12 protein-coding genes are annotated in these 17,248 nt (G+C 53.8%); 4 read left to right on the forward strand and 8 right to left on the reverse strand.

Translation table 11 applies throughout. From position 1 onward, the window contains the following. The first annotated feature begins 65 nt into the window (after positions 1–65). The 4 genes from RAC89_RS09770 to RAC89_RS09785 all read left to right on the forward strand — a co-directional run bounded on the left by RAC89_RS09770 (position 66) and on the right by RAC89_RS09785 (position 5,211). Positions 66–950, forward strand: a complete 885-nt coding sequence (locus tag RAC89_RS09770; protein WP_306613262.1) for a carbohydrate ABC transporter permease — start codon at positions 66–68, stop codon at positions 948–950. Beyond that, a complete protein-coding gene (locus RAC89_RS09775; protein ID WP_284644963.1) occupies positions 950–1,765 on the forward strand; it encodes a carbohydrate ABC transporter permease in 816 nt (271 codons plus the stop codon). Before RAC89_RS09770 ends, RAC89_RS09775 begins: the two co-directional genes overlap by 1 nt. A 70-nt stretch (positions 1,766–1,835) precedes the next feature. Next, positions 1,836–3,608: a sensor histidine kinase gene (locus RAC89_RS09780; RefSeq protein WP_306613265.1), complete on the forward strand. Its 1,773-nt coding sequence runs from the start codon at positions 1,836–1,838 to the stop codon at positions 3,606–3,608. After that, positions 3,583–5,211 carry a response regulator transcription factor gene (locus RAC89_RS09785; protein WP_306613266.1) on the forward strand — a complete coding sequence of 543 codons (1,629 nt, stop codon included), beginning with the start codon at positions 3,583–3,585 and terminating at the stop codon, positions 5,209–5,211. The genes RAC89_RS09780 and RAC89_RS09785 overlap by 26 nt, the downstream gene beginning before the upstream one ends. A gap of 616 nt (positions 5,212–5,827) precedes the next feature. On the opposite strand, the gene RAC89_RS09790 is transcribed toward RAC89_RS09785, so the two are convergent. The 8 genes from RAC89_RS09790 to RAC89_RS09825 all read right to left on the reverse strand — a co-directional run bounded on the left by RAC89_RS09790 (position 5,828) and on the right by RAC89_RS09825 (position 17,248). After that, positions 5,828–6,733 carry an IS3 family transposase gene (locus RAC89_RS09790; protein ID WP_306612056.1) on the reverse strand — a complete coding sequence of 302 codons (906 nt, stop codon included), beginning with the start codon at positions 6,731–6,733 and terminating at the stop codon, positions 5,828–5,830. Next, positions 6,655–6,999: a helix-turn-helix domain-containing protein gene (locus tag RAC89_RS09795; protein WP_306611401.1), complete on the reverse strand. Its 345-nt coding sequence runs from the start codon at positions 6,997–6,999 to the stop codon at positions 6,655–6,657. The genes RAC89_RS09790 and RAC89_RS09795 overlap by 79 nt, the downstream gene beginning before the upstream one ends. 262 nt (positions 7,000–7,261) lie before the next feature. Beyond that, positions 7,262–8,821, reverse strand: a complete 1,560-nt coding sequence (locus tag RAC89_RS09800) for an IS1182 family transposase (protein ID WP_306613268.1) — start codon at positions 8,819–8,821, stop codon at positions 7,262–7,264. A 135-nt stretch (positions 8,822–8,956) separates the two neighbouring features. Next, positions 8,957–10,513, reverse strand: a complete 1,557-nt coding sequence (locus RAC89_RS09805; protein WP_306613270.1) for an ABC-F family ATP-binding cassette domain-containing protein — start codon at positions 10,511–10,513, stop codon at positions 8,957–8,959. A gap of 88 nt (positions 10,514–10,601) precedes the next feature. Continuing rightward, positions 10,602–12,362 (reverse strand): ABC transporter ATP-binding protein, encoded by a 1,761-nt coding sequence (locus RAC89_RS09810; RefSeq protein ID WP_306613272.1) that lies wholly within the window; start codon positions 12,360–12,362, stop codon positions 10,602–10,604. Between the two features lie 201 nt (positions 12,363–12,563). Further along, on the reverse strand, positions 12,564–13,937 hold the full coding sequence (locus RAC89_RS09815) for a DJ-1/PfpI family protein (protein WP_306613274.1): 1,374 nt from the start codon (positions 13,935–13,937) through the stop codon (positions 12,564–12,566). Between the two features lie 13 nt (positions 13,938–13,950). After that, the gene (locus RAC89_RS09820; protein ID WP_306613276.1) at positions 13,951–14,769 is read right to left on the reverse strand and encodes a hypothetical protein; all 819 of its coding nucleotides are present in this window, start codon (positions 14,767–14,769) and stop codon (positions 13,951–13,953) included. After that, entirely contained in the window at positions 14,762–17,248 is a 2,487-nt protein-coding gene (locus tag RAC89_RS09825) for an ABC transporter permease (RefSeq protein WP_306613277.1), read from the reverse strand. The genes RAC89_RS09820 and RAC89_RS09825 overlap by 8 nt, the downstream gene beginning before the upstream one ends.

The following is a 17,248-nucleotide window of genomic DNA, read 5'->3' on the forward strand; positions in this document are numbered from 1 at the left end:
AAAGGGTCAAAGGTGTATCCAAGCCATTGGCCCTTTTGTCTTCCGAGAAAGGAGTGCTTCATACTGTGAGCTACAACTGGTTTGACCGACATCTCAAATGGATCTACACGCTTCCGGCCGTCATCTTCGTCCTGGTCATGATGCTCTTCCCGATTATTTATACCGTGCGGATCAGCTTCTTCGAATGGAGCATGTCCGCTACGACTCCCCCAAAGTGGGTGGGCCTGGATAACTATATCTCGCTGTTCCTGGACAGCCGTTTCTGGAATGCCGTCAAGTCGACCTTCTCCTTTACTATAGGAGCCTTGTTTATTGAAGTTGTGCTTGGCGTCGCCATCGCCGTATTACTGTCCAGAGAATTCCGCGGCAAAAATATCGTTAAAACCATCTTCCTTCTCCCGATGGTCGCCACTCCGGTTGCGATGGGTCTGGTATGGCTGCTGATCTATGAACCGACCATGGGCGCCGCTAATATGATGCTGAAGGCGATGGGCTTCGAGCCGCTGCTGTGGCTGGCCTCTCCTCAGCAGGCTATACCTTCCCTCGTCATTGTGGACGTATGGCAATGGACGCCGATGATCGCCCTGATCGTAATGGCGGGCATTTCCACGCTGCCCACCGATCCGTACGAGGCGGCGGATGTGGATGGAGCCAGCGGCTGGAGAAAGTTCATCTCCATTACGCTGCCGCTTTTGAAGCCAACGATTATGGTTGCGGCTATGCTAAGGCTGATCGATGTGTTGAAGACCTTCGACATCATCTATGCTACGACACAGGGCGGTCCGGACCTGGCTTCCGAGACGCTCAACATTTACGGTTATGTGCTCGGCTTCCAGTACTTTAAGCTGGGTATGGCTTCCGCATTACTCGTACTGTTCTTCCTGCTCGTTATGAGTTTGACTTTGTTTATGATCTGGATGCGTAAGCGATTGGAGGGAACCGCCTCATGATGAAGAAAAAAGCCGGTCAGCGCTGGATTTACAGCGGCTTGACATTTCTGGTGCTGCTCCTGTTCGCCTTTCCGTTCTTGTGGATGCTGCTTGCCTCCTTCAAGACACAGGCGCAGATCATGTCCACCGATCAGCTGTTCGCCTTCAAGCCGACTGGCGTGAATTATATCAACGTATTTCGGGAATATGACTTCATGCAATTTATATGGAACAGCTTAGTCGTAGCGCTGGGCTCGACGTTCTTCTCTTTGCTGCTGGGGCTTCCTGCAGCGTATGCGATCGCGAGACACGGCCTCCACAAGCTGGGACTGGTTATTCTGGTAGCCCGGATCATTCCGGGAATTACGTTCCTGATTCCATGGTTCATCCTTTTTTCCAAAATCAATCTGGTGGACACCTACACCGCATTGATTCTCAGCCACATGCTGGTCGGACTGCCGTTCATCATCTGGATTATGATTTCCTTCTTCGAGGCGCTTCCTACCGAGATTGAGGAATCGGGCCTGATCGACGGCTGTACGCAGCATCAGGTGTTCCTTCGCATCATCATGCCGATCTCCGGACCGGGTGTGATTACGTCGTCGCTGCTGTCGTTCATTTTCTCATGGAACAACTTCATGTTCTCTATCATTCTGGCTGGCGACAAAACGAAGACGCTTCCGATCGCCGTATTCAACTTCATGTCGTATTCGGAGATCAACTGGGGCGCGCTCATGGCGGCCGCCTGCATTATTACGCTTCCGGTCCTCATCATTGCCTTGCTGGCTCAGCGATATATCGTGAGCGGACTCGCAGCCGGCGCCGTAAAGGGATAATGGAATTTGATTCCGCTCCGGTTGGGATACTATAATCTAGATTCAGTGACGTAAGGAAGGGGGAAGCCGGATGAAGCTTAGGTTATCGATGTTTACCAAAATCGTCATCATGGTCGTGCTCCTGCTTACTCCGGTTTTCGTGTTATACAGCTATTCCAACCGTGTGGCGAACAACGTCATTCAGGATCAGCTTCAAAGCTCGAATTTGAACCAGCTGTCTTTCTTTTTGTTTCAGTTGGACTCGCATATCGAGAACTTGTCGATGTTTCCCGTCATTTTAAGCCATGACCCTTATATACGCGAATTTGTCGATCCCTCGGTGCCCCCGGGGGATACTCTGTTACGGGAGCAATCCCGGGTACAGGAAAAGCTGGGACTGCAAAGCGTCTCCAGCGCCTGGTCGAACGACCTGACGCTCTTGATGCCGCGGGAGAGGAAGGTCATCTCATCGAATATTTTCGTAAACGGCAGCGATGCGGGCTGGCCTTGGCAGCAGACGCTTCACGGCACATGGACGTATGGGACGGACGTCTCCCGCGGCGGCGCGCAGGGCACCTTCAGCAAGGATATTAGCGAGCCTTCCCATGTGCAGACCTATGGCGAAGCCCGGGCGGTGTATCAGGTTCGTTTTCCCGTGCAGAATATTAGTGAATGGCTGGATATTTATAAAAAAGATAAGCAAAGCGATCCCTTCCTCTATTCGCCCGGTCAGGAGCCCATTGTGACCAGTACGGCGGCGAAGCCGGTCATCCGGTTAATCAGCGAGAGACTAAGCGGAATGGACTTGGCGGATTCCGGACAAACCCGCATGATGCTCGGGGATACGGAACATCTGGTGAGCTATGTGAAATCGCGCCAGCTGGGCTGGTATCTCATTGATTATGTGCCTGAGCAGCAGATTCTTACGCCGATTACGAAGACGAGAAACGGGTTCTACGGGTCCATCGGTCTCCTGCTGCTGGCGGGGGTGCTCGGCTCTTTCCTGCTGTATAGGCATGTGCAGAGGCCGTTGGTCACTTTGATCCGCGGGGTGCAGCGCGTGGCTCGGGGGGACCTGTCAGCTCGCGTAAAGCCGGATCCATCGTCCCGTGAATTTCATTATTTGATCGGGCGGTTCAACGGGATGGCCGAGCAAATTCAAGAGCTGGTCGAGGATGTGTATGCCGAGAAGCTGCGCTCCCGGGAAGCGGAGCTGAAGCAGCTGCAATCGCAGATTCATCCCCATTTTTTGTACAATTCCTTGTTCTTTATTATTAATTCGGCCTTGCTCGACGATAAGGATGCGGTTGTCAGGATGGCGGAGAGTCTTGCCGAGTTTTGCCGATACTCTACCCGGGTGGAGACGCAGTCCGTAAAGCTTCGGGAGGAACTCGAGCTGGTGCGTCATTATTTGACGATTCAAAATATGCGGATGCAGCGCCTCGAATATGAAGTAAGCGTACCCGAGTCGATGCTGGAGGAAAAGGTGCCGCGGCTGCTGCTTCAGCCATTAGTAGAGAATGCAATCGTGCATGGCATTGAGCATCGTGTGGGAGGCGGCTTCATCCGCATTACGGGAGAGCAGACGGAGAAGCTGAACCGAATCGTAATTGAGGACAGCGGCAAAGGGCTCTCGGACGAAGAGCTGCTGCGCCTGACAGCCCAGCTTAACGAGCCTATGACGGAGCAGATCGGCTGCGGGACTTGGAATGTGCACCGCCGTCTGTATTACCAGTTCGGCGAGGGCTCCGGGCTGTCTTTCGAGCATGCCGCAGGCGGCGGCGTCCGGGCGGTGCTTGAGTGGAATCGAAGTCAGCAGGTGCAAGGAGGGGCGAAGGATGGTACAGCTCTTGATCGTGGATGATGAGATGCACGTGGTGGAACGGCTGGCCGGCACTATCGATTGGCAGGCCATCGGCATAGAACAGGTGCACAAGGCTTACAACGGACTGGAAGCATTGGAGCTGATGGAGCAGGCCTTGATCGATATTGTCATTACTGACATCCAGATGCCCGGGATGACAGGTTTGGAGCTGGCCGCCATGATACAGCGGCGGTGGCCCAAAACGAAGTGCCTGCTGCTGTCGGGGTATTCCGAATTTGAATACGCGCAAGAAGCGCTTCGTTACGGTACGGAGGATTACTTGCTCAAGCCGGTGAAGGAGCCGGAGCTGGTGGCCGCCGTGGGCAGGGTGATGGAGAAGCTGCGGGAGGAATGGCAGGAGGTCGTCTCCCGGCAGCGCCTGACCTACACCCTGAAAGAGAACCTGCCCCTGCTGAGAAGCACGCTCCTAAGCGATGTATTGCAGGGCTTGCGGATGTCGGAGGCCTCGTTGCGGGAGAAGATGGACTTGCTTGGACTGGCCGGTCATACGAGCCGGAGCTTTTCCATTATGATGATCCGGCTGGAGGAGGCCTTCCTGGAGTTTGACCCCTCCCGATTGTCCCTGATGGAGTATGCGATCGGCAACATGGTGGAGGAGCTTTTCGGTGATCGCTATGACAGCTGGAACACGAAGGACCCTCACGATTATTTGGTCTTCGTGATGACGGAGAAGCAAGGAACAACCGATCCTGACGGCGCCGCCTGGTTCGAGCGGACGGCAAACCAGCTGCAGGCCGCGGTGTCCACGTATCTCAAGGGCACGATTTCCATTCTGGTGAGCACGTCGGGAAACTTCCCGGCGGAGCTGCGGCTGCTGTACAGCCGCTCGGTGGAGGCCTTCCGCAGGCACATCGGCCGCGAGAAGGAGCTTTTCCTGCGCATCGGAGAGGAGCTTGGCCAGCTGGCTCCGGAGGTTTCGTCCTTGCAGAGCCTTTATGAACCGCCCACGCTGATTCACCTGCTGGAGGCCTCGCGCTGGGAGAGTATAGAAGAGAAGCTGCAGGCTGCCTTCGAGGAGATGGAGCGTAAGCAGGCCGAGTCTCAGGAGCATGTGATGGAGGTGTATTTTTCCATTGCCTCTGCGTACACCTACATTTCCCATAAAAATGGAAGGCAGCTGTCGCAGCTGATCGCCGAGGATTACGGGAAGCTGACGGAAGGCGTACCGTTTCGGACGCTGCAGCAGCTGAAGGACTGGGCGTACCGCACGCTGCGGCGTATTCGGGAGGATCTGGAACGGCAAACGCAGGATACGCGCCACTCGGTCATCCGGCAGATCCAGCAGTTTATCGAGCACAATATCTCGAACGATGTTTCCCTGCAGAAGATCGCCGAGCACGTGTACCTGCATCCCGTCTACGTGTCGAAGATCTACAAGCTGGAAACCGGTGAGAATCTGAGCGATTACCTCCATCGCGTTCGTATGGACAAGGCGGAGTATCTGCTGCGGAACACCGACGAAAAGATCTACGAAATCGCCGCTCAGCTCGGCTACCAGCGGCCCCACTCGTTCAACCACGCCTTCAAGAAGGCGTTCGGCAAAACGCCGCAGGAGTATCGGGATCAGCATAGTGCCCGCTAGGGGGGCGTCGTCCCTCCTTAGCGTGCCTGCATGCCGCTATGGCACTCACAGCGCCCCGGCTCCGACGACGCTACCGACCTTTAGCGTACCTGTGTGCCGCTATTTGCTCGGATTCTCGCGCATCCGTCCCCATTAGCGGCACGCCATGCCGCTAGGGCGCTCACATCACCCCCGCTCCGCCGCCGCTCCCGCTTTTAGCGTACCTGCGTACCGCTATTTGCTCTGATTCTCTCGATTCGCTCCATTAGCGGCACGGCTTGCCGCTATGGCACACACATCCCCCTCGGCTTCGACGTCGTTCCCGCCTTTAATGTACCTGCGTACCGCTATTTGCTCTGATTTTCGCGGATTCGCTCCATTAGCGGCACGGCATGCCGCTATGGCACACTCATCCCCTCGCCTCCGACGTCGCTCCTGCCTCTAACGTACCTGCGTGCCGCTATTTGCTCTGATTCCCGCGCATTCACCCCGTTAGCGGCACGGCATGCCGCTATGGCACACACATCACCCCGGCTCCGATGCCGCTGCCGCCTACACCCCGAAAAATAAGAAAACCTCTATCGAGGCCTTTCAAAGATGTGGTCTAGCCCCAATTTTGTAGACATTAAAAAAAGCCCTAGGATGCAAGCTGGCGCCGGAACTCCAACGGTGTCAGCTTGTTTAGTTTTTTCTGTATTCTCTCATGATTATAAAAATGTATAAATTCCTCTATTCTCCGTTGTGCCTCGTCCAAAGAACGGATATCATAGGGATAGAGCGCTTCCGCTTTGAGATGCGAGAAGAAGCTCTCCATGGCGGCGTTGTCTAAACAATTGCCGCGTCGGGACATGCTGATTTGGGCGCCAACCGTAGGCAGCATGTCATGGTAAGCATGAGACGTGTACTGGAAGCCTTGGTCGCTGTGAACGATCAATCCGGCTATCTTATCAGTCACGTCTTTTTGCGTTTCGAACGCGGCTTTAAACGTTTCTAGGACCAATTCATTGTCGTTACGCTTGCTTATGTGATATGCAACGATATCGTTGCTGCACAAGTCCTTGATGGCCGACAAGTATAGCCTCTCATCCCCAACACGATACTGTGTCACATCCGTTACCCACTTCTGATTTGGCTTGTCTGCCTTAAAGTCACGCTGCAGCAAGTTCTCTGCAACCCGGCCGGCAGCTTCCGCCGCCTGGTATGTACTACGATAGTTGCGTCTTCTTCGGATGACTGCCTTTAATCCTAGCACTTGCATCAACCGAAGCACCCTCTTGTGGTTGGCCTTCTCATCAAATTGTCGTTCCAGCTCCATCACAATCCTCCGGTATCCATAGGTTCCATTTCGCTGCTCATAAATGGCCTTGATTCGTTCTTTCGTCTCTTGGTCTTTGTCCACACCTTGTTTGCTCAGAAAGCGATAATATCCACTTCTGGATACGCCCAATATGCTGCAGAGTTCCGTTATTGGATATTGCTCTGCGGCCGATTCAATGATGCGATACTTTCCTTGCACACCTCCTGCTTCCAGATTTTCAAACACTTTTTTAGGACTTCATTCTCCCGCTTAAGCTGCTTCATGTGACGATCCTGATCTATGTATTCCTCTCGCCGTCCTCGTTGATCCAACAGCCCAAACTCTCCAGCCTCTCTAAATTTACGCATCCACCTCTTGACTCTATCCTTGTCTTGGATTCCGAAGTGCTCGGTGATCTGCCGGTAGCTCCATTTCTCCTCAACGTGTAGGCGAACCGCCTCTTTTTTCATTTCATCTGAGTATGATTTGAACTTTTGTCCTTTAATCGCCATGAAAAAATGCACCCCCTATAATTCATCGGATTAACCAGGGGTTTTTCCAATGTCTATTATAGGGGGTGCACCTCAATGAGCGACCGCGTTTCAGTGGTAGGTTTTCTTGGTAAAGAATGTTGCAGCGCTTTAAAGCTTTAGCCAACTTAAACATTCTTTAACGTTCAAAAAGAGGCTGTCCCAAAAGCAGCGAAAAATCTACTTAAAGTGACAGCCCCTTTTATACAACCCCGAATTTCGTGAAAAAATGGCCGGACAGGGTTCATTCTTGCCCGGCTATATGTCTTTTTTGCTCCGTGGTTACCACCTTAAGCAAATTGTGGGCAAGTGAAAGCCACCCGACCTCCAGGCTTACTTTTGGTAAGCCGCGAAGCAGGAACCTTCGGAATCCCCGGTTATTTTTCATTTGCCCAAACACACTTTCCACTTCGATCATTCGTTGAACCGAGAGCTTGCGTCCATCTTCGCTTCTTAATTTTTCTCTAGCCACTTTTTTGTAGCGAAGATACTCCATGCTGACCCTTATTTCGCGGCTGCGTTCAGACTTGGTGCATTTCTCTTTGAACGGACACCCCTCACAGTTTTCACTTCGGTAGATCCGCAATTTGACCCCGTACCCACTATCAGTCTTGTTCTTGCTCTCCTTAATAAAATGTAGTGTTCTTCCGTTTGGGCATACCCAGATGTCTTTGTCCTCGTTGTACGTCCAGTTTTCTAAGCGGGATACGTCGTTTCGCCATGCCCTTGATACTTCCTTATGAAAGGAATTGTATTTCACAAGCGCTTCCATGTTTTCTTTCTCTAGATACGCATAGTTTTCCTCACCACCGTAACCGGCATCGGCGATGACGGTTTTAGGAAGACGACCAAGCGTCTCTTTTACCTTGTTAAGATGCGGGATAAGGCAACGCGTATCTGTCGGGCGCTGGTGGAGGGAGTAACCTACGATGAATTGGTTCTCTGTGCCGACTTGTACGTTGTAGCCGGGCTTGAGTTGACCGTTGCCCATGTGGTCTTCCTTCATTCTCATAAACGTGGCATCTGGATCCGTTTTACTGAAACTGTTTCGTTCGCCAAGGATCTCAAGCTGAGTTTCGTACTTCTGCTGGCGGGGAACAAAATCCTTACGCAGTTGCCGTACCGCTTTCTTTACCGTTTTGTTCTTTGGTTCACTCTTCAGTTTGGCTTCTAGCTTCGTTAAAGCCGCCTCCATGCTCTCGCTTGTTAGGTCGGTGTCTCCGCCCAGCTCGAGCAGGTCCTTGCCGTTGTGCTCTTTATCTTCCTGAATCTCCTGCTGTTCAATCTCAATAAAAAGCTGCTTCACTTTCTCTTCCAGCCTGGCTTTCTGCTTCTTTACTGTCTTTCCCCAGACAAACGTATACCGGTTTGCATTTGCTTCGATCTTGGTACCGTCAACAAAGTAGTTCTCCAGCTTGATATATCCCTCAGCCATTAGCAGCTCCAGCATTCCTGCAAAAATCTTCTCCAGCTGTTCCTTCATCCGCTCGGAGCGGAACCGGTTGATAGTCCGAAAGTCAGGACATTGGCGACCTGCCAGCCACATGAAAGTGATGTTCTCCCGTACGGCCTTAGCGATCTGTCTAGACGAGTAGATACGCTGTGAGTAAGCATACACAATGATTTTGGTAAGCATTTTAGGATGATAGCTGTCTCGACCGCCTCCAGGATATGCGGCAATAAACAAACTGTCGTCCAGACGATTGATGAAGCTATTAATAACACGCGCTACGTGACGTGGTGGGATGTCCATTTCCAAATCCATTGGCAGACACAGTTGATCCATGGTATATTGAATAAACAAAGAAACCTCTCCTTTCAATGGTTGCTCGACACTTCCATTTTACCAAGGATTGGTTTCTTTTTGTTTTACAAAATTGGGAAAAGGGGGCTTCCCCCGTCATCTATGATGACTTTTGGGACAGCCCCCTCTCTTTTCTTACAGCACCTTCGTCGTCCAAGACTCGCAGTTCCACGTATCCGTCACGACGTCGCGGTAAAATTCCGGCTCGTGGGAAATCAGCAGAATGCTGCCCTTGTACGCCTTGAGCGCACGCTTCAGCTCATCCTTCGCGTCGACGTCCAAGTGGTTCGTCGGCTCGTCGAGCACCAGCAGATTCGTCTCGCGGTTGATCAGCTTGCAGAGACGTACCTTCGCCTTCTCGCCGCCGCTTAGCACGGCTACCTTGCTCTCGATATGCTTTGTCGTAAGTCCGCACTTCGCCAGCGCGGCGCGCACCTCGAATTGGGTGAAGGACGGAAACTCATTCCACACTTCATCTATGCACGTATTGTAGTTGGCTTCCTTCATCTCCTGCTGGAAGTACCCGATCTCCAGCAGATCGCCCAGCTGAACGTTACCATCCAGCGACGGAATCTCACCCAGAATGCTTCGCAGCAAGGTCGTCTTCCCGATCCCGTTCGCACCGACAAGCGCGATCTTCTGGCCGCGTTCCATCCGCAGATCGAGAGGTCTCGACAGCGGGCTGTCATAGCCGATCACAAGCCCCTGCGCTTCGAAGATCAGCTTACCGGAGGTGCGGGCTTCCTTGAAGTTAAACTGCGGCTTCGGCTTCTCCTTCGCAAGCTCGATAACGTCCATCTTGTCGAGCTTCTTCTGTCTGGACATCGCCATGTTCCGTGTCGCCACGCTCGCTTTGTTCCGCGCTACGAAGTCCTTCAGGTCGGCAATTTCCTGCTGCTGGCGCTTATAGGCCGATTCCAGCTGCTGCTTCTTCATCTCGTACACCTGCTGGAAATGCTCATAGTCCCCGACGTAACGGGTGAGCTCTTGATTTTCCATATGATAGATTAGGTTAATAACGCTGTTCAGGAACGGAATGTCGTGCGAGATCAGGATGAACGCATTCTCGTACTCCTGCAGGTAACGCTTCAGCCATGTGATATGCACCTCGTCGAGATAGTTGGTCGGCTCGTCGAGGAGCAGAATGTCCGGCTTCTCAAGCAGAAGCTTGGCGAGCAGTACCTTCGTCCGCTGGCCGCCGCTCAGGTCGTTCACGTCCTTATCCAGACCGATATCGGTCAGTCCCAGGCCGCGTGCCGTTTCTTCGATTTTGGCATCGATCATGTAGAAGTCCTGGTTCGTCAGCGTGTCTTGAATCGTACCGACATCCTCCAGCAGCTGCTCCAGTTCCTCCGGAGACACCTCGCCCATCCGGCCGTACATGTCGTTCATCTCTTGCTCCATATCGAACAAGTATTGGAACGCGCCCTTCAGGACATCGCGAATCGTCATTCCCTTCGTCAGCACCGCGTGCTGATCGAGATAGCCGACCCGCATCCGCTTGGACCATTCAACCTTGCCCTCATCCGGCTGCAGCTTGCCTGTAATGATGTTCATGAAGGTGGACTTGCCTTCGCCGTTCGCACCGATCAGCCCGATATGCTCGCCCTTGAGCAGCCGGAAGGATACATCCTTGAAGATCGCGCGGTCCCCAAAGCCATGACTTAATCTCTCTACGTTTAATATACTCATTGGAAAAATAACACCTTTTCTATTTAAATAGGATTCTCCTTTCTATTATACGCTCTAGCAGGCCTCTAGCTCAATGTGCTGAAATTGGTTACGCGCCTTCCGCCCATTCCGCCGGATTCTGAGCCTGGTACAGCTCCTTATAGTATCCTCCCAGCTCCATCAGCTGCTGATGGCTGCCGCTCTCAACAATGCCCCCGTTCCGCACCACAAAAATCGTATCCGCCTCTAACACCGTCGAAAGCCTATGAGCAATCATGATCACCGTCTTATCGCGGGACAGCCGCTCTATCGATTGCTGAACGAGCTTCTCGCTTTCATTATCAAGAGCGCTGGTCGCCTCATCCAGCAGGATGATGGACGGATTCTTGAGAAACACTCTCGCGAGCGCCAGCCTTTGCTTCTGGCCCCCCGACAGCTTCAGACCCCTCTCCCCGATCTCAGTCTCGTAACCGCCAGGTAGAGCACTAATAAATTCATGGGCAAAAGCTTTCCTAGCCGCCGCAACGATCTCCTCGTCGGTTGCGTCCAGCCGCGCCATGCGCAAATTATCCCTTACGGAGGAGCTGTAGAGGAAATTGTCCTGCGTCACGATGCCCATCTGCTGCCGCAAGCCGGCGATGGAGTAATCCTTGATACTCACGCCGTCGATCCGTACCTCACCGCCGTTCGCATCGTACATCCGGGTAAGCAGCTGCATGATCGTGCTTTTGCCGCCGCCGCTTTCGCCGACGAAGGCGTACGTTTTTCCTTTTTCCAAGATAAAGCTGATCCCCTTAAGCACCGGCTCTCCATCGCTGTAGCCGAACGTAACGTCACGGAATTCGATCGATTGGCGGAACTCCTGCAGCTCGCATGGCTGCTCCTTCTCTTGGATGGTGACCGGCGTCTGCAGAAAGTCGAATACCCTCCCGATCGCAACACTCCCCTCGGTAAGGGCAGGGAAAGCTTGCACCAGCGCCGTAACAGGGCTTCTCATTCGGTCCACATAAGCAAAGAAGGCAAGCAGCGCACCGAGCGTCAAGCTTCCGTCGATGACCGACAGACTGCCGACCAGCACAATCAACAGCGGTGTTACGTCACTCAGTACGTTCACTGAGGCGAGGGAGAGTGCATTGACCCTGGCTTGCCGATCGGTCAGACGCTCGAAGCGAACCAAGTGCTGCTCCAGCTCTTCCTTATCCTTTTTCTCTGCGGAAAACAGCTTGGAAAGAAACGCCCCTTGGATTCTTTCAAAAATAAACCCGCTAAGCACCGAGCGGTAGCTCATCATCTGGCTCGTGGTCGTTTTCAGCCTCCTCGAGAGAAGGTGAGCCAGAGCGAACTGAAAGCCTACCAGCAGAACGGCCAGAAGCGTCAGCTTGAGGTCCAGCGTCAGCATCACGCCAATGACGAAGCTGAGCACGACCGTCTCGATCCACACGTTGGACAAAGCGGCTGTCAGGTAGCCTCTCACCCGTTCGATGTCGTCGAAGAAGCGCGTGCCGATCTCCCCGCTCCGATGCTGCGTGAAATAGCTCGTATCCAGCGCATGCAGCTTCTGGAAAGCATCCGTGCGAAGCTCCTTCAGCACGTTGTTGTTTGCCTTATGCAGAAAAAACTGCCTCACATACTCCATCGGGCCGCGAATGATGAAGAAAACCGCCAGCATCCCTGCGGCGATCAGCAGCAGCTGCTGTGTTTTGGCGGAATACGATAACGCCTCGTTCTGAAGCAGGTCGTCGAACATGTATTTGATCACGAGCGGGACGGACAGCGGAATGAGAAATCGGAACAAGCTTCCCACGAAACCGAGAAGGTATAAGTTTATCTGCTTTCGGACGTAGGGGATAAACAATTTCATGTGATTCATGAAGCTACAGCTCCTTTGCACGGACGTTGATTTGCTTAGTACCAGCTTACCGTGAAGGAGCTTATCGCATCGCGCAAACACTGCGGGTAGGGAGCGCATAAGGTGAAGGACGCCGCGCAAAACTTTGCGTTGTGCACGCAAAAGGAGAATAAAAAGAAGGGATAAAGGAAGCTAAGTCTCCCTTATCCCTTCACCTGCGCGTCACTGTGCCAGCCGCGCAGCCGCCGGCTTCCTCGGCCTCCGTAGGAAGCGTCGATCCACGGCATACGCGAGCAGTACAGCCACGCCAATCGTCAGGAGCAGCGCCCCGTACGTCTCCATAGAGAACGGCTTGCCGGACAGCTGTATATCCTGGGCCCGATATTCAAGCCGCTTCACGGCATGCTTCGCCGTCAGCACGTCCTCCTGCTTCGCCAGGTCCTCCAGCTGCACCTCGAAGAGGAAACGGTCCGGCGCGTCGCTGTGCACATACTGCAGCGCCGCCGCGCCACTCCTGTCGCTCCAGCTCTTCGCTTCCTTCGCTGCGAGCGTCCTTGCCTGCTTACCCGGGACGATCATTTTCTCGACGGACGGGGCCGCCTCAATGGTATGTCTGGCGATGACCCTCAGTCCGTGCTTGGTTTCCAGCGGCTGAATAGAAGAGGCAACCGACAGCACGCGCGTCGTACCGGAATCGGAGTAGATGTCGAAGGAAGAGGCAATCGCCATTTCCTCTACCCCCTCATACAGAAGTACACCCGCTTTGAGTTTGTTCCACTGAAACATGTTGTTGAGCACATAGATGCTGAATCGCCAATCCATAGAGAACGGAGTAACGACCGGATTTTGCTGAAAATGATAGGAAGGATATTTCAGGTCCTTGGCCAGCTGGGCGGCCTTCGGCTCTCCCAACTGCTTGGAGATGACATAGAGCACCGCATCGATTCCGGAAGAGATCCCCGCGGAAGACATCATTTGATCTCCGTTGGTAACATAACGGCGGTTCTGTACCCAGTTCACCTCCGGGTACTTCCTTGTCAGCACCGCCATGGTCTGCCAGTGCGTGGCGCTCGTTTTTCCGTTCAAAAGTCCGGTCGCCGCCAAATTATCCGCGCCTGCACAAATGCTTAGCAGAACGGTAGATTGATGCTTCAGGAGCCACTGGCGGATCGGCTCGTATTTCCCGGCATCACTCATGTTCATATAGGGAATGGCGATGATGTCGGGGCTGCGGCCAAGCAGCCGGTCGAGCTCTTCGAAGGAGTAGTGAGGAACTACCTCCAGCCCCCCCGTTAAGGTCCTCACTTGATTGTCTGACGCAACAGCGTACACGTTGTAGGCTCCTGTCATGGCGAACATTTGATAAGGAATGGTGAAATCCATGCCTTCCGTATTTTCGTTCCCCAGCAGCACAGCCACGGTAGGCTTGCTCGCTTCATGCTTCGGCTTCGCCAAGCCCGTGAGGTCCGGCAGCGGCTCCTGACGCACAGATGCCCAGAAATTTTGCTGAGAATTAGCATAACCGACAAAACCGACCGCTCCGGTAAATATCGTTATTATCACGATAAAGACGACAATACGCATTAACAGTTTCATAATATCCTCCTTGTTATGGAACCTTCACCACATACGCTGCGGTGAATACCTGTCCGTTTCTCTGGAATTGTCCCCAAATCTTATATACACCGCTCCGCGGGAAGCTCGCCTCGAAGACGGCGTCCGGGCCCGTGCCTTGGCCCTCCTCCGCATGGACGTGCACGTACCTTTCTCCGTCCTCCGACAAAATCACGACATGGCCTATCGCACCCAAGTACTGCTGCAGATCGGTGATAGGCTGATTCGAGGACTCCTCGGCCAAGGTAAAGGTCAGCTTTGTTTCCTTCTTGGCCTCCAGGCTATCCAGGGTCAGCGTCACCCGCTTCCCGTCTATCACCCGGACCAGCTTCTCATCCGGCACAACCGGCACCGCTTCCGATGGCTTGCCCTCCACCTTCAGCCATTCCATCTTGGTCATCGAATCGCCGTCCGCGGGCTTGAAATCGGCAATGAACCGGTACTCCCCGCCAGCCGGGAAGACGTTATCGATTTCGAATACGCCGCCTCCCTTATGCTCCGGATGAATGTGATTGAAGTAAGACAAATCCTTGCTGATCACTATCAAATGCAGCAGCTTCTCATGGTTGACCTGAAAACGATCTACAGGGGACCCGTCGCTCTTCTTCACCTCGAGCCGAATGCGCTTGCCGATGCCCGCTTCGGAGGCTCCCGCATCGGTCAGGCTCCAAGCTGCCTTGACTTGATCCGCCATCAGACGCTGAACCTGGCCGGCGCTTGCCGCGGGGACTTTCTCCTGATCCCATGAAGGCTTGGAACCGCAGGCGGATAAAATCGCGGTTAACAGTACTATCATCAGTATCCTTTTACTCATATCGCAAAGCCTCGCTTAAATGAATTTTGGCGGCTCTCGAAGCCGGTGTGAAGCTGGAGATCAGGCTGATTAGGATGCCGAACAGGGCAACCAGAGACAAGATGAGCCCGGAAACTCCAAATTGGAACGTCAAGGAGTTGATCTCCATGAACGTCGATGTGAGATAAATGAGCAGGATGCCGAGCACGCAGCCGATGACTGTTGCCGCCAAGCCCATGCCTAAACCCTCCAGCATGATCATTCGAATCAATTGCCCTCTCGTAACCCCGACCGCACGCATCATCGCCAGTTCGCGGATCCGTTCCATAATGTTCATGAGCAGCGTATTCGTAATGCCGACGCCGGAGATAACGATAGCCAGCACGACAAGGAAGTTAATCACGCTGAACGAGCCGGTTAACGTTGCCCCGACCACCGAAACAAAGTCCTCCGGTCCGAACATCTTCTCGATCCGGGAGCCGAACTGGTTAAACACGGCTTCCCTCAGCTGCAGCGGCGAAGCCTCCGCCTTTTTCAGCACGAGTGCATTTCGCTCAAATTTTAAGCCGAAATGGTCGCGGAAGTCGCTTATTTTCATAAAGGCTCCGAATCCGCTGTTCTTCATCGTGTTGACAACCGCAACCACCTTGAAGGCTTTCGTTCCCTGAGCCGTGTCCAGCGATATGCTTTCGCCGATGCGGCCGCCCCAGATGCCGTACGCGATTTGATCCAGCACAATCTCGTCCGGGGCCAGCCTCCCGATTACTTCACCGTGGGTTCCCTCTGAGGATCGGAACAGCGGAAAGCGGTCGATCCACTCCGCGCCCACCCCGTACACCCGCAGCTTGCGCTTCTGGCCGTCCAAGTTCCAGATCGCCGATTGCAGCGCATACGTCTCGGCTTCCGCCACTCCTTCCAGTTTGCGGATTTGCTCCAGATCCGTCTTCTCCGCATGGTGAAACATAACATCCAGATTGCCGCCGTAGGAGGCGAAAATGGCCTTCTCGTACGATTGAATCAGCGCCGAGTTGAGGGAGCCCATCAGCAAAATCATGGCGATCCCCATACAAAGAATGACCGAGGTCATCGAGGTGCGGCTGAGATTTCTTGTCAAATTGCGGGTGGCAATTTCGCCGCTGAAGCCGAACAGCACTCGATATACAGGCTGAAGGAGCAGCACGAACCCACGCAGCAGGTAGGGGAAGAGCAGCCCTACGCCGAGCAGCATCGGTACAATAACCAGAAGATGCTTGATCAGGAAGCCCGATAACAGCAGCAGGATGCCTAGAACGCCTCTCCATCGTGGGAGAACCGCCTTCTCCGACCGCGCCTCCTTCAGCACGGCAATGACGCTGACCCGTCCCGCCTGACGAATCGGATACATGGAGGCAAGCAGCGGCACCAGCAAACCTGACAGCACCGAAACCCCAAGCCCCTTCCAAAGCACCATGCTTCCTGCCTCATGCACACTGAACAGCATGAAGATCGCCAGCTTCAGTACATACGCAAGACCGAATCCAATGACCAGCCCTATGGCCGTCCCGGCAAAAGCAAGCAGCAGCACCTCCGCCAGCACAAAGCTTCGCAGCTGCTCGGGTGTGTAGCCGATCGTTTTCAGAACGGCAAACTCCTTCTTGCGTTCGTTAATGCTCACATACAAGGAATTAAAAATAACAAAGGCGCTTAACGCGATGCCGAGCAGCCCGGCGATATATAATGCCAGGAAGAAGGTCCCCGCATCATTGAATTGCGCGTCAAAATCCATAATGACCGGCTGCATGTAGATTTGGTCGTAGCGCTTCGTCAGCTCGTCGATCCGCTGCTTCACGGCCTCTGTATCCGCTTCGGGCATTGCCTTCAGCTGAATGGTCTCCACCTTCCCGGTTAAGCCGAACCAGTCTTGAAGGACAGGAAGCGGCACGACAACCGTCCATGGATGGTACTTCGCCATCGACCAGCTCGATGGCCCCATCAGCTCTACGGTGTACTTCACGACAGCCGTGATAGGGATCTCCTTCACTCCTTGATCCGTCTCGATCGGGAGAACGTCTCCCACGTCCGCCTTCCACACCTTCGCCGTCCGGTCCGTGATCACGGCACCGTTCCCTGTGAGGCTTCCCTTCACAAGAGCGAAATTCGTAAGCGCCGTATCGGTGCGGCTGTAGCCCTTCAGATCCACCCGCTTCTGTATGTCTGTAATGCCTTCTTCCTTCAGCCGAAGCTGAGTGCTCTGCTCTACCACCGCCATAGCGGTAACATCCTTCAGCTTCTGGACCTCATCCAATACGGCTTCCGGGAAGTAGGTATCCATTCCGTTGATTGTGTAATCCGCTTTGCCGAAGGCCGCCTTTAAATACAGAGGGAACGCCTTCTTGGCGGTATCAACCGAAGCGATGACACCGAAGGTAGAGCCGACGCCGATGATAATCGAAATCAGGGTCAGCAGCGTCCGTGTCTTGCGGCGCATGAGATTGCGCCATGCTAGGTGCCACAGGTTCAC

This window comes from Paenibacillus sp. GD4 (assembly GCF_030846225.1).
GTDB lineage: Bacteria > Bacillota > Bacilli > Paenibacillales > NBRC-103111 > Paenibacillus_G > Paenibacillus_G silviterrae.